The organism is Mesorhizobium sp. P2_E7 (genome assembly GCF_056403855.1).
Genome location: NZ_JBFUER010000001.1, coordinates 3,346,147 through 3,360,070 on the forward strand (window position 1 = coordinate 3,346,147; position 13,924 = coordinate 3,360,070).

The 13,924-nt window shown below is 63.4% G+C and carries 12 protein-coding genes; 2 read left to right on the forward strand and 10 right to left on the reverse strand.

The features are described from left to right. Positions 1–7: 7 nt before the first annotated feature. From AC1DYC_RS16490 to AC1DYC_RS16530, 9 genes are all read right to left on the reverse strand, one after another. Positions 8–760 (reverse strand): SDR family NAD(P)-dependent oxidoreductase, encoded by a 753-nt coding sequence (locus tag AC1DYC_RS16490; RefSeq protein ID WP_477407907.1) that lies wholly within the window; start codon positions 758–760, stop codon positions 8–10. Between the two features lie 88 nt (positions 761–848). Next, positions 849–1,163: a hypothetical protein gene (locus tag AC1DYC_RS16495; protein WP_477407909.1), complete on the reverse strand. Its 315-nt coding sequence runs from the start codon at positions 1,161–1,163 to the stop codon at positions 849–851. A 109-nt stretch (positions 1,164–1,272) separates the two neighbouring features. After that, on the reverse strand, positions 1,273–3,558 hold the full coding sequence (locus AC1DYC_RS16500; protein WP_477407911.1) for a transglycosylase domain-containing protein: 2,286 nt from the start codon (positions 3,556–3,558) through the stop codon (positions 1,273–1,275). A gap of 355 nt (positions 3,559–3,913) precedes the next feature. Continuing rightward, positions 3,914–4,294, reverse strand: coding sequence for a hypothetical protein (locus AC1DYC_RS16505; protein WP_112562746.1), 381 nt, complete (start codon positions 4,292–4,294; stop codon positions 3,914–3,916). Positions 4,295–4,462: 168 nt separating this feature from the next. Continuing rightward, positions 4,463–4,609: a hypothetical protein gene (locus tag AC1DYC_RS16510; protein ID WP_477407913.1), complete on the reverse strand. Its 147-nt coding sequence runs from the start codon at positions 4,607–4,609 to the stop codon at positions 4,463–4,465. Between the two features lie 34 nt (positions 4,610–4,643). Beyond that, entirely contained in the window at positions 4,644–4,898 is a 255-nt protein-coding gene (locus tag AC1DYC_RS16515) for a GlsB/YeaQ/YmgE family stress response membrane protein (protein ID WP_477305144.1), read from the reverse strand. Between the two features lie 107 nt (positions 4,899–5,005). Further along, positions 5,006–5,212, reverse strand: coding sequence for a hypothetical protein (locus AC1DYC_RS16520; RefSeq protein ID WP_477305142.1), 207 nt, complete (start codon positions 5,210–5,212; stop codon positions 5,006–5,008). Positions 5,213–5,302: 90 nt separating this feature from the next. Then, on the reverse strand, positions 5,303–5,923 hold the full coding sequence (locus tag AC1DYC_RS16525) for a ribonuclease D (protein ID WP_477407915.1): 621 nt from the start codon (positions 5,921–5,923) through the stop codon (positions 5,303–5,305). A gap of 78 nt (positions 5,924–6,001) precedes the next feature. Continuing rightward, entirely contained in the window at positions 6,002–7,387 is a 1,386-nt protein-coding gene (locus tag AC1DYC_RS16530; RefSeq protein WP_477407917.1) for a M20/M25/M40 family metallo-hydrolase, read from the reverse strand. A 441-nt stretch (positions 7,388–7,828) separates the two neighbouring features. Here AC1DYC_RS16530 and polA point away from each other — a divergent pair, with 441 nt between their 5' ends. After that, the gene (gene polA, locus AC1DYC_RS16535; protein ID WP_477407919.1) at positions 7,829–10,768 is read left to right on the forward strand and encodes a DNA polymerase I; all 2,940 of its coding nucleotides are present in this window, start codon (positions 7,829–7,831) and stop codon (positions 10,766–10,768) included. A 221-nt stretch (positions 10,769–10,989) separates the two neighbouring features. On the opposite strand, the gene AC1DYC_RS16540 is transcribed toward polA, so the two are convergent. Continuing rightward, positions 10,990–11,394 carry a Fur family transcriptional regulator gene (locus AC1DYC_RS16540; protein ID WP_477407921.1) on the reverse strand — a complete coding sequence of 135 codons (405 nt, stop codon included), beginning with the start codon at positions 11,392–11,394 and terminating at the stop codon, positions 10,990–10,992. Positions 11,395–11,625: 231 nt separating this feature from the next. On the opposite strand from AC1DYC_RS16540, the gene AC1DYC_RS16545 reads away from it, so the two are divergent. Continuing rightward, a complete protein-coding gene (locus AC1DYC_RS16545; RefSeq protein WP_477407923.1) occupies positions 11,626–13,845 on the forward strand; it encodes a caspase family protein in 2,220 nt (739 codons plus the stop codon). Positions 13,846–13,924 lie beyond the last annotated feature (79 nt).

Below are 13,924 nucleotides of genomic sequence, written 5' to 3' on the forward strand. Positions count from 1 at the left end.
TCAGCGCTCAAACGTGTTGGCCGCCATTGATGTGGATTTCCGAGCCCGTCACATAGGACGCCTGCTGCGAGCACAGGAAGTAGATGATATCGGCGACTTCCGACGTGGCGCCGAGGCGCCGCAGCGGGATCGTCTCGACGATCTTGTCGGTGCCCGGCGACAGGATCGCGGTGTCGATCTCGCCCGGCGCAATCGCGTTGACGCGAATGCCGTGCGGGCCGAAATCATGCGCCATTTCGCGCGTCAGCGAGCCAAGTGCTGCCTTCGAGGTCGCATAGGCGGTGCCGGCGAAAGGATGCACGCGGGTGCCGGCGATCGAGGTGACGTTGACGATCGAACCCTTGGCCGCCGCCAACTCCTTGAAGAGGCCGCGCGCGAGCATGATCGGCGCGAAAAAATTGACCTGGAACACGTCGCGCCAGACATGCATCGGCGTGTCGATCGAGTTCATCCGGCTGTTGCCGTCTTTCAGCTTGGGCGAGATGCCGGCATTGTTGACCAGCGCGTGCAGCTGCCCGCCATGCGCCTCCAACCGGTGACGTATCTCCGAAACGGCGATGCCGACATCCTCCTGGTCGGCGAGGTCGACCTTGATGTGGTCTTCCGGCCCGGCCGGCCACGGGCAGTCCTCGGCGAACGCCTGCCTGGAGCAGGTAATGACCCGCCAGCCCTCGCGCGAAAAGCGTTTGACCGTGGCATGGCCGATGCCGCGGCTGGCGCCGGTCAGCACGATGGTTTTTCTGGTGTCGGTCTCGGCCATGTAGCAGTCTCCGGCGCGTGATCTAACCGAATATGGTTACAATGGCGAGGGGCCGCCAGGAGATCGCAAGGGTGTCCGTATCGCCCGTTCAATAGCAGGTCGGGCACTCGTAGCGCAGGTTGAGGTTCGAGACGAACATAAGTACCGCCAGAACCCAAAGAACGCCGAGGAATACAAGGCGCGATCTCCGGAAGAAGCGCCCGGAGAGCCACGCCAGGCCGTAAGGGATAAGGAGACAGGTAATGAAGGCGCCTGTCATCCCGCCCAGTCTCTCATCGAGGATGTACGCCGGCTCGGATCTGAGATTAGGCGCCTGACGAAAAAGGATGGCGCTGGCCGACATGGCAATCAGCAGCGACCATTGCTCAAAGTCTAGACGGTTGAACCTACGAACGGGTTCCATTGCCCTGTCGCCCGATATCAGTCGATCACTTGATCAAACCGCCGTCGGGTTTTGTCAATGCCGATATGTCGGAGCCGATTTGTCGGACGATCTAGAAGCACGTTGTTGCTCAGCCGCCGCCGAGAATGTCCAGGATCGACGTCTTGCGCTTCTTGGTCGGGCCGCCGACGCTGCCTGGCGGCACCGGGTGCTTGATCGAGGCCGTGGTGCCGCCATCGCCCGGCATGTCGAAGCCGTCGGCATCGACGGTTTCGGCCGGGCGGGCAGCGCGGGCCGGCGGCGTAGGTGCCTGGGCGGTCGCGGGAGCCGCCGGGGCAGCAGCTGGAGCTGATTGGCCGACCGATGCCGATGGGACCGGCGCTGCTTGATTGTTGCCGGCGGACGGTATGTCGTCGGGGACAATGGTATCGGGCGGCGTTGATTTCCAGGTGCCGGGCAACGGCCTGACCGGCACGCCTTCATGCGCGGCAACCATGAACTCGTGCCAGGCCTGCGCCGGCAGCGCGCCGCCGGTGACCTTCTTCATCGGCGTGCCGTCATCATTGCCGAACCACACGCCGGTGGTGAGATTGGCGGTGTAGCCGACGAACCAAGCGTCGCGCGAATTCTGGCTGGTGCCGGTCTTGCCGGCCGAGGGCCAGGCGAAGGCCGCTTTCTTGGCGGTACCGATCTCGACCGTGCCGGTCATCATCGAATTCATCATGCCGACAATGTCCTGCTTGACGACGCGCGGCGCGCTGCCGCCATTGTCGTCATAGAGCACCTTGCCTTCCGTCGTGGTGATGCGGCGGATGAAATGGATGTCGGGCTTGTAGCCGCCATTGGCGAATGGCACGTAGGCCGATGTCAGCTCCAGCGGCGTGACTTCCGAGGTGCCAAGCGCGATCGAGGTGTTGGCCGTCAGCTCGGACTGGATGCCCATGCGGTGCGCCGCCTCGACCACCGCATCGGGGCCGACCTCCATGGTCAGTTGTGCGGCGACCGAATTCAGCGACTTCGCCAAAGCGGTCGCCAGCGTCACCTTGCCAAAATACTTGCCGCCGTAATTGTCCGGCGTCCATTTGCCGATCTTGATCGGCGCGTCATTGCGCACACTGTCGGGCGTGCGGCCGGCCTCGAGCGCGGCCATATAGACGAACGGCTTGAACGCTGAACCCGGCTGGCGGCGCGCCTCGGAGGCGCGGTCGAACTGGCTGGTCGAATAGTCGTAGCCGCCGACCATGGCGCGCACGGCGCCCGAATTGTCGATCGACACCAGCACGCCCTGGCTGACATTGAGTTTTTTGCCACTCTCGTCGATCAGCCGGCGGATCGACTGCTCGGCAAGCTTCTGCAGGTTGAGGTCGACCGTGGTGTCGACAACGATATCGCTGCGCACGTCGCCGATCAGGTCGGGCAGTTCTTCCATGATGGTGTCGGCGACATAGTTTTCCGAACCGGTCCAGTATGACGGCGCGCGCGTCGCCGGCGCACTCATCGCGGACGCCAGTTCCTTGGCGCTGATCTTGCCTTCGTCACGCATGGCGGCCAGCACCAGCTGCGAGCGCTCTTCCGCCGCCTTCGGGTCGCGTGCCGGCGACAGCCGCGACGGCGCCTTGAGCAGGCCAGCGAGAAGGGCCGCCTCGGAAAGCGTGACATCGCGCGCGCTCTTGCCGAAATAGCGGCGCGAGGCCGCCTCCACGCCATAAGCGCCGGAGCCGAAGTAGACCCGGTTGAGGTACATTTCGAGGATCTGGTCCTTGGTGTGCTTGTGCTCCAGCCAAAGCGAAAGCAGCACTTCCTGCACCTTGCGCTCCAGCGTGCGGTCGGGCTTCAGGAACAGGTTCTTGGCCAGCTGCTGGGTCAGCGTCGAACCGCCTTGCGAGAAGTGCCCGCCCAGCACATTGGTCACCATGGCGCGCGACAGGCCGATCGGGTCGATGCCGAAATGCGAATAGAAGCGGCGGTCCTCGATGGCGATGACGGCTTCGGGAATGTAGGGCGACATTTCGTGCAGGCCGACCGCCTCACCGCCGCTCATGCCTCTGTTGGCAAGCAACTGCCCGTCGACCGAAACGATCTTGATGTTGGGGGCGCGGTCGGGGATCGACCAGGTGGTGGCCGCCGGCATCTTGGCACCGTAATAGACGACAATGCCGGCCACCGCGATGCCGCCCCAGATGCAGAGCACGAAGCACCAGTAGAGCATCCGGGCCATCACGCCGAACAGGCCGCGCCGCGGTTTGCCGCGCCTGCCGCGCGATGATTTTCCCTTGGCCGGTTTGCGTCCCGCGGAGGATTTGCGATTGCCCGGCACGACGCGATCCTCCTCGTTCACCGAAAACCCGTCCTGGGATTTCGCTGGCCGCGATCCCTCGAAGCTGGGTTCGATGCGACTATCTCTGCGGTTCGCCATGCGTTGCGCTGTCTTCCCGGTGCCAATGGCGCTCGGGTTGAAGGGTAGATGCGGCGGTTTAAGGGCGCGTTAAGTCGGAAAAATTCAAGGCGATTGATAATCAAATGCCTGGGGTCCGGCAGTGATCGCGCTGTTCGAGCCGCTGATTTTGGCGCTGGCAAGCAGTCGCGCCCGCCGCGAAGGAACAATCCTCGCGTGGCATTTTGTCCGGGCGCCAAGGCCCGAGCCATTCTCAGCCGGGACCAGGCAGTCGCGGACATGTTCCGCGTTGGGGCGCGATCGCAAATGGTCGCAGCTTCGCGTTCGACCGCGCCCCAAATCACCCGTCACCAGGTAATCACCTGGTGGACATGCGTCAGCCGATCGCCGCACGAACCGAGAGCGCTGCCCTGGACGATTGCATAACCTCGCCGACATGGCAGTAGCAGACGATCTCGTGCAGTTGGTGGTCGGTCAACTCGAAGAAGCGCTTGGCTTCGCCATAGCTGTCGTCTTTCAGACCTTCGTCGTGCAATATGGGGTCCGTGAAGGCAACCGCTATCGGCGAGCCATCGCCTCGCATGACATCGCGCTCCGGCGGGGCACGGTATTCAGTCCCGGCGAGCGCGGTCAGGAGCCGGCTGGGCTCACGTTCAAGAAGCTCGGCCCAACGTACGAGACGTTGGGTTCGGCTCATTACCGGCTGTGTGTTGACCTCGGCCACTGCATGCAGTTGGTCCAGTGTTTGGTGTTTCATGGCAACCTCCTAGTAATAGGTTGGTTGACCCCAAACGCCCTATATCGACATCATAGCGCCGAAGCGTCGATCCGTCATTCGAATTCCATGTCGGGGCAATCGCGGGAGACCTCGCCAATGCCTTTTTACATGCAGCCAGCCGGCGCCCCGCCGCCGTCGACGGCAGGCTCAATTCTGCTGGATCGAAATACCCTTGTCGTCGATCTTCAGCTCGACGCCCTTGGGCTTGGTCTGCTCGTGATAGACATAGATGCCGAGCGCGATGACGACCACGACGAGCGCGCCGATGATGAGATAGAGCGTATTCTGTTTCATGGCGCGCTCCTGTTGGTGCAAAAAACTTCGAGCGTCACGCCCGCTTGAGCACCTTGACCAGCACCAGCAGGATGACGGCGCCGATGGTGGCGTTGATGATGGCAGCCAGAATGCCACCGCCAATGGCAAAGCCCAGCCTTGGGAACAGCCAGCCGGCGATCAAAGCGCCGATAATGCCGACGATGATGTTGCCGAGCAGACCGAAGCCGAAGCCCGAGACGATGAGACCGGCGAGCCAGCCGGCGATGGCGCCGATGATCAGGAAGATGAGAAGGCTTTCAATGCCCATAGCGAGTCCCTCCAGGAAGAGAGGCGGCGACGGAGCGGAAGGCCCCGAATCGGCCTCGTTATCAACGACTTCAGGCTATGCTAAAGCGCGCGACGCTGCCAGCGGTGCTACTGGTCGTCGTCATCGTCGCTGGAGGCAGGCCGCCAGCTGGTCGGCTGGACCTTCTTCTGGGTATCGCTGTCGGTGTAGACCCACCAGGCGCCGTCGCGAAACTGCCCCACGGATTCGCTGACGACGCCGTCGCCGCCTTTCCAGAGCACCGTGACCTTGGACCCGTCGGTCGGGGCGGTTGCTATCGGCTTTCGGTCTGCCATGTGATCCCTCTTTGCGCAGAACAAGCATCTGCAGCCGACAGAACGCCGCCGCCCGCATCCGGTTCCAGACCGGCCGAGATACCCGAACCGTCAACTGTGGGCGAAGATGTCTTCCTCGCCCCAGCCCATCAGATCGAGTTTGGCGCGCGTCGGCAGGAAGTGGAAGCAGGCGTCGGCTTCCTTGCTCCGCCCGTCCCGCGCCAGCCGTCCGGCCAGCACCTCGCGCAGCCGGTGCAGATAGAGCACGTCGGAGGCGGCATATTCGAGCTGTTCGGGCGACAAGGTCTCGGCCGCCCAGTCCGACGATTGCTGCACCTTCGACAGGCCGACGCCGAGCAGCTCGAAGCAGATGTCCTTCAGCCCGTGCCGGTCTGTATAGGTACGGGTCAGCCGCGAGGCGATCTTGGTGCAGAACACCGGCTCGGGCATGACGCCGAAGGCATTGTAGAGCACGGCGAGGTCGAAACGGCCGTAGTGGAACAGTTTGGTGATGCCGCGGTTGCGCAGCAGGCTGACCAGGTTCGGCGCCTTCTTCTGGCCGGGCGCGATCTGGATCACGTCGGCGGAGCCGTCGCCCGGCGAGATCTGCACCACGCAGAGCCGGTCGCGATGCGGGTTCAACCCCAGCGTCTCGGTGTCGATAGCGACAGCATCGACATTGTAGTGGGACAGGTCAGGCAGATCGTTTTTATGGAAGCGGATGTCGCTCATCTTTTTCTCCGGATCGCGGTTTACGGCCGTCCTCGCCGCGATCCGCTGAAAAATCAACCAGAAACTGGTTTTCCGCCCTTAGCGCGTCAGTGCATCGAGAATACGAGCCCAGGAGCGCTGGCCCTTGTGGAAGGAGGTCAGCTCATATTTCTCGTTGGGCGAATGGATGCGGTCGTCATCGAGGCCGAACCCGACCAGCAGCGATTCCATGCCGAGATAGGTCTGGAAGTCGCCGACCACGGGTATCGAGCCGCCGCTCCCCGTCGTCACCGCGGGCTTCGGCCATTCGTCGGACAGCGCATTCTTGGCCTTGGCCAGGAATGGCGAGTCGTAGGAAAGCTGAATTGCCGGCCCGCTGCCATGTGGGTGGAATTCGACCGAGCAGTCCGCAGGAATGCGCGCCTCGACGAATTTCCGGAAGGCGGCGCGGATTTTCTCGGGGTCCTGCTTGTGGACGAGGCGGAACGAAATCTTCGACGACGCCTCCGCCGCGATCACCGTCTTGAAGCCCTTGCCGGTATAACCGCCGATAATGCCGTTGAACTCGGCCGTCGGCCGCGCCCAGGTCAGCTCCAGCACCGAACGGCCCTTTTCGCCGGATGGGATCGACAGGCCGATCGGCCCGAGAAAGGTCACGGCGGTCTCGCCGAGACCTTCCCAGGATTTCAGGATCTGCGAAGGCGTTTCCTCGACCCCATCATAGAAGCCGGGAATGGTGATATGGCCGTTCTCGTCATGGATGTCGGCCAGGATTTTCGCCAGTATGCGGATCGGATTGGCGGCGGCGCCGCCATAGAGGCCCGAATGCAGGTCGCGATCGGCAGCCTTCACCGTGATCTCCTCGCCGACCATGCCGCGCAGCGACACGCAGATTGACGGCGTCTCGCGGTCCCACATGCCGGTATCGCAGACCAGGGCGAAGTCGGCCTTGAGTTCTTCGGCATTGGCCTCGAGGAACGGCTTCAGCGACGGTGAGCCGGATTCCTCTTCGCCTTCGAACAGGATGGTGATGCGGCATGGCAGATTGCCATGCACCTGCTTCCAGGCGCGGCAGGCCTCGACGAAGGTCATCAGCTGTCCCTTGTCGTCGGCCGAACCACGCCCGGTGATTACCTTGTGGCCGGGCTCGACCTCCTTGATCGCCGGCGCGAACGGGTCGTTTTCCCAGAGCTCGATCGGGTCGACCGGCTGCACGTCGTAATGGCCGTAAAACAGCACATGCGGCGAACCGGCGGGGCCGTCATGATGCGCAACCACCATAGGGTGTCCGGGGGTGTCGCGCACCGAAGCGTCGAAGCCGATCAGCTTGAGCTCCGACACCAGCCATTGTGCGGCCTTGCGGCAGTCCGCGGCATAGTCGGAATCGGTGGAGATCGACTTGATGCGGAGCAGGCCGAACAGGCGCTCCAGACTCTGGTCGAGATTTTTATCGAGACGGTCGAGGACGGGGGAAATGGTGGACATTATTGCGGGCCTTTCTTTTCGGTGCCGGGACCGTAAAGGCAGCGCATCAAAACGAAAAGCCCGCGATCATTAGACCACGGGCTGGAATTTGCTTGCTGAAAGGCAAAAAAGAGCCGCCGTGGTGGAGGGGGAACCACGGCGGCCTTTACTCGAAACGTTGCGGCAGCCCGGAGAGGGGGGATAGGCTGCCGCAGTTGTCCGGGATAGGCGGGGGACGGGCCTTGCTCCGGACTCGGCGAAAACTGCCGATGACATGTATTTGTGTCTTCGAACGTGGCGTTTCAAGGGCACGAAAATTACACTTTTGTAACATGGTTGTGAGCGGCCGAGGTCCATAACGAGGCATTCACAGGCAGGCTCTGTCAGGATGGCGCCGCAACGCCTGTTGGAAGCGTGCCTTTGCCATGGACCGCGCCGCCCTGCCGCGCTATCCCTGCCGGCATGAAAAAAGGCGATCATCTCTTCCTTATCGACGGCTCCGGCTACATTTTTCGTGCCTATCACGCACTGCCACCGCTGACCCGCAAATCCGACGGCCTGCCGGTCGGCGCCGTTTCCGGCTTCTGCAACATGCTGTGGAAGCTGATGCAGGACGCCCGCAACACCGATGTAGGCACTGTGCCGACGCATTTCGCGGTCATTTTCGATTATTCGTCGAAAACCTTCCGCAACGAGCTCTACCCGGAATACAAGGCCAACCGCAACGCGCCGCCGGAAGACCTGATCCCGCAATTCGGCCTGATCCGCCAAGCGACCGTCGCCTTCAACCTGCCTTGCATCGAAATGGAAGGCTTTGAGGCCGACGATCTCATCGCCACCTATAGCAAGCTTGCCCACGAGGCCGGCGCCGACACGACCATTATCTCCTCCGACAAGGATCTGATGCAGTTGGTCGGCCCCTCGGTCGGCATGTACGACCCGATGAAGGACCGCCAGATCGGCATTCCCGAGGTTATCGAGAAATGGGGCGTGCCGCCGGAAAAGATGATCGACCTGCAGGCGCTGACCGGCGACTCCGTCGACAATGTGCCCGGCGTGCCCGGCATCGGGCCGAAGACGGCGGCGCAGCTTCTGGAACAGTTCGGCGACCTTGACGCGCTGCTGGCGCGGGCCGGCGAGATCAAGCAGGACAAAAGGCGCGAATCCATCATCGCCAATGCCGACAAGGCCCGCATTTCGCGCCAGCTGGTGACGCTGAAGAACGACGTGCCGGTCACTGACGGACTTGACGATTTCGTGCTGCACGCGCCGGATGGGCCGAAGCTGATCGGCTTCCTCAAGACCATGGAATTCACTTCGCTGACCCGCCGCGTCGCCGAGGCGACCGAAACCGAAGCCGGCGATGTCCAGGCCGTTGCCGTCACCGTCGAACGCGCCGACACTGCGCATGGCCCCGATGTCGGCTCCGGCAAACCGGTGAGCACAGGCACGAACGAAGCTGCGCCGGCTGCAGCCAAGGCGGAAGGCGCCAAAGCGGGGGATACCCCTTCTCTGCTTTCAGCCCTACGCCTCGAAGCGGCATCCGCCGCCAAAATCGACCCCAGCGCCTATGTCGCGATCCGCGACACGGCAACGCTCAAGACCTGGCTGGCCCAGGCAAAGGAGACCGGCATCGTCGCCTTCGACACCGAGACGACGTCGTCGGACCCGATGCTGGCCGACCTCATCGGTTTCTCCCTGGCGGTTGGCCCCGGCCGCGCCGCCTATGTGCCGCTGGCGCACAAGAGCGGCGCCGGCGACCTGCTCGGCGGCGGCACGCTGGAGAACCAGATTCCGGTCCGCGAGGCGCTGGCGCTGCTGAAGCCGCTGCTCGAGGACAAATCGGTCCTCAAGATCGCCCAGGACGCCAAATACGACATCGTCGTGATGAGCCGCCACGGCATCGATGTCGCGCCGTTCGACGACACCATGCTGATCTCCTACGTGCTCGACGCCGGCACCGGCCACCACACTTTGTCGTCTCTCGCCGACAAATGGCTTGGCCATGCGACGACCCCGCTCAAGGATCTCGCCGGTTCGGGCAGAAGTTCGGTCGGTTTCGAACAGGTCGATATCGACAGGGCAACCGCCTACGCCGCCGGCCACGCAGATGTGGCGCTGCGGCTGTGGCAGGTATTGAAGCCGCGGCTGGCGGCCAAGGGGCTGGTTTCGGTCTATGAGCGGCTGGAGCGGCCGCTGGTGCCGGTTCTGGCCCGGATGGAACAGCGCGGCATCTCGGTCGACCGCCAGATCCTCTCGCGTCTCTCCGGCGAACTGGCGCAAGGCGCCGCGCGGCTGGAAGAGGAAATCTACGGCCTGGTCGGCGAGCGCATCAACATCGGCTCGCCAAAGCAGCTCGGCGATATCCTGTTCGGCCGCATGGGCCTGCCCGGCGGGTCCAAGACCAAGACCGGACAATGGTCGACTTCGGCGCAGCTTCTCGAAGACCTCGCCGCGGAGGGCCACGAACTGCCGCGCAAGATCGTCGATTGGCGCCAGCTGACCAAGCTGAAATCGACCTATACCGATGCCCTGCCCGGCTTCATCCATCCCGACACCAGGCGCGTGCACACCTCCTATGCGCTGGCCGCGACGACGACGGGGCGGCTCTCCTCCTCCGATCCCAATCTGCAGAACATCCCGGTGCGCACCGCCGAGGGCCGCAAGATCCGGACCGCCTTTATCGCCGACAAGGGTCAGAAACTGGTCTCGGCCGACTACAGCCAGATCGAGTTGCGCGTGCTTGCCCATGTCGCCGAGATTCCGCAGCTGACGCAGGCCTTCGCCGACGGCGTCGACATCCATGCCGTCACCGCATCGGAAATGTTTTCCGTGCCGGTCGAGGGCATGCCATCGGAAGTGCGCCGCCGCGCCAAGGCGATCAATTTCGGCATCATCTACGGCATTTCGGCCTTTGGTCTGGCCAACCAGCTGTCGATCCCGCGCGAGGAAGCCGGTGCTTACATCAAGAAGTATTTCGAGCGTTTCCCCGGAATTCGCGACTACATCGAGGCGACCAAGGCCTATGCGCGCGAGCACGGCTTCGTCGAAACCATCTTCGGCCGCCGCATCCACTATCCGGAGATCCGGTCGTCAAACCCGTCGATCCGCGCGTTCAACGAGCGCGCCTCGATCAACGCCCGTCTGCAAGGCACCGCCGCCGACATCATCCGCCGCGCCATGGTGCATATGGACGAAGCGCTGGAGAAAGCCGGCCTGTCGGCCCGCATGCTGCTGCAGGTACATGACGAACTGATCTTCGAGACGGTGGAAGCGGAAGTCGAGGCGACGATCCCCGTGGTGCGCAGGGTGATGGAAAACGCACCGATGCCGGCAATCTCGATGTCCGTGCCACTGCATGTCGATGCGCGGGCTGCGAACAACTGGGACGAGGCGCATTAGGGCTTCTGGTGGCGACGATACCCGCATACGCCGCGATCCGTCACACCCCCCTCTGCCCTACCGGGCATCTCCCCCTCAAGGGGGGAGATTGGATGTCACGACGGCTTTCGCCAATCACCAACTTCGCAGAATGAGCACATCGCCGACGCTGCTAATCTCCCCCCTTGAGGGGGAGATGTCCGGCAGGACAGAGGGGGTGCTGCCCCTCCAGCGTCGAAAGGTTAGGCGGCCTCGGCTCTACACTTCGCACACGTCCCGCGAAACTCGATCACCGCCTTCTTGGCGGCGAACCCAGTCGAGCGCACCCACTCATCCAGCCGATGATCGACATCGTGGTCCGACATCTCCGTCACTTGCCCGCATGTGTCGCAAATCGCAAAGGCGGTCATGGAATGGCTGTGGTCGTGCGGTTCGGCGCAGGCGACGAAGGAGTTGAGGCTTTCGAGCCGGTGCACGAAGCCTGACTTCACCAGGCTGTCGAGCGCCCGGTAGACCTGCAGCGGCGCACGGAAACCGCGCTCGCGCAGCTGGTCGAGCAGCGTGTAGGCGCTGAGCGGTCCGCTGGCGGCCTCGAGCTTCTCGAGCACGCTCAGCTGATTCTTCGTCAGCACATCCCTTGCCACCATGATCCTGTTTTCCGATCTTTCCGCACCGCCTGCACGGCATTTCTGTCGTGCAGCGGTCTCAATTCCCTTGAGATAGCGATGAACCGGGCTTTTTGCCACTGTTTCCGTTATCGCCATCGACACCATGACCGCCACCGCCGGTTGACGGCACAGACCACATTCAAAATACTGACAAAATTCTCAACGAGGGGTAGCGCACTTGGAAATTCGATCGGGCTTGGGGAAGCAATCATGATCAAATTGACGCGACGGACGCTGCTCGTCGGCACGTCGGCACTGGCGGCTGCCAGCATGGCATCATTTCAAGTCCGCGCCGCTTCGCGCACCTACCATGCGCTGCTGGTTGCCTGCACCGACTATCCCAATTTGCCGCAGAAGAATTGGCTGATCGGGCCGAAGAACGATGCAGGTCTCGTCCGCGACTATCTCCTGAAGAACACGCCCGATCCGGTCAAGTTCTCGGCCGAGAACGTCACCTTGCTTGCCAAGGATGTCGAAGGCGCCAACGGCCCGCCGACGCATGCGGCGATCAAGGCCGCCCTTGCCGATCTCGCCGGCAAGGTGCAACGCGACGATTTCGTCTATCTGCATCTGTCCGGCCACGGCGCCCAGCAGCCGCAGGCCAAGGCCGGCGACGAAACCGACGGCCTCGACGAGATTTTCCTGCCCTCCGACATCAACAAATGGATCAACCGCGAAGAAGGCGTGCCGAACGCGCTGGTCGACAACGAGGTCGGCGCCGCACTCGATGCCATCCGCGACAAGGGCGCTTTTGTCTGGGTCGTGTTCGACTGCTGCCATTCCGGCACGGCGACGCGCGCCGCGGAAGTCGATGACGAACTGGAACGCAAAGTCGAATTCGCCGATCTCGTCGGGGGCGACGATGCGGCGAAAGCGGCGGCCGTGAAGGCCTATGACGACATCACGGCCAGCGCATCGCGCGGCTTCGACGAGAATGGCGGCCGCAAGCCGGCCTTCAACCTGACACCGACCGGCGCCGAGCCGATCGCCAGGGGCAAGCTGGTTGCGTTCTATGCCGCGCAGACGGTCGAGACGACGCCCGAAATGCCGCTGCCCAAGGGCACACCCGACGCGCCGCGCTTCGGCCTGTTCACCTTCACCATCCTGTCGAAGCTGGCTGAGAACCCCAACGTTACCTACCGCCAACTCGGCCAGGCCGTGCTGCAGCAATATTCGGCCGACGGCCGCACAAGGCCGACGCCCTTGTTCGAGGGCGAACTCGACGCCCGCGTCTTCGGCACCGACAAGACCGATGCCGTGATGCAGTGGCCGATTGCCGTCAAGGATGGCGACGTCGCGATCGGCGCCGGGCTGCTGCAGGGCCTCACCCCCGGCAGCAAGCTCGCCATCCTGCCTTCGGCGCTGTCGAAGCTGTCAGACGCGGTCGGCTATCTCGAAGTGCAATCGGCCAGGAACCTGGAAAGCAACCTCAAGCCGGTCGAGTTCGACGGCAAGCCGGCGCTTGCGCCCACCGCCCTACCCGCTGGCGCCTATGCGCGGGTCGCCGAACTTGCCGTCGACTACAAGCTTTTGGTGGCAAAACCGGCACCGACCGCCGGGCTCGAAAAAGAAACCGAGCTCGTCAATTCGGTTCTCGACGGACTGGCGGCAAAGCCGAATTCCGGCTTTCACATAGCGCTGGTCGAGCCCGGCAAGGGCGCCGATTTGCGGCTGGCGGTGCTGCGCGAAAAATCCATTGCCGGCGCTGCCGCCGACGCCAGCGACGAACCGGCACTGTGGTTCCTGCCGGCGTCCGGCGACATCAGCCTGAAGGACGGCAGCAAGCCCCCGCGCATCGTCATCCATCAGGATGGGCGCGACAAGCTCACTGAGGCCACCGCCAGGAACCTGACGACGATCTTCCGCGCCACCGGCCTGTCGCGTCTCGCCGCCGCCTCCGACTACCGGCCGGACGAGGTCAGCGTCCAGTTCCTGATCAAGCGCCAGGACAGCGGCGCGATGGAGCCGATCGAATCCTCGACCGTGCCGCGCGTTTCGCCGGGCGACCAGGTGCATATCTCAGCCAAAAATGAGTCCGACGAGTTTGTCGACATCAACGTGCTCTATATTGGCAGCGACTATTCGATCACCCACATCGTCTCCGAGCGGCTGGCGCCAATCAACCAGCAGGCCGACCAGGGTCTGAAGGAAGGCCTGCTTGCCTTCACCGACACCAGCTTCGGCATGGAGCGCATGATTGCCGTGCTGACCGAGGCGCCGCCGCAAAGCGAGAAGGAAGATCTGAGCTTCCTTGCCCAGGAAGGCGTCCGCGCCGTGACGCGGGGGGCTTCTGGCCCGCCCGGCTTCTCCGACATGCTCGCAGACATCGGCATGGCGCCGGCAACGCGCTCGGTGATGCGGCTTGCCGACAAGAGCGGCCCGAAGGGCGCGGTGATGATCTTCCCGATGGAGACAGTGCCGCGCGCCTGACCTGACATTGCTTCGCCGGCTCTTGCCGGCGTGATATATGAACACTTCCCGGCTCGCGGCGCCTCGATCTGCCGCAGCG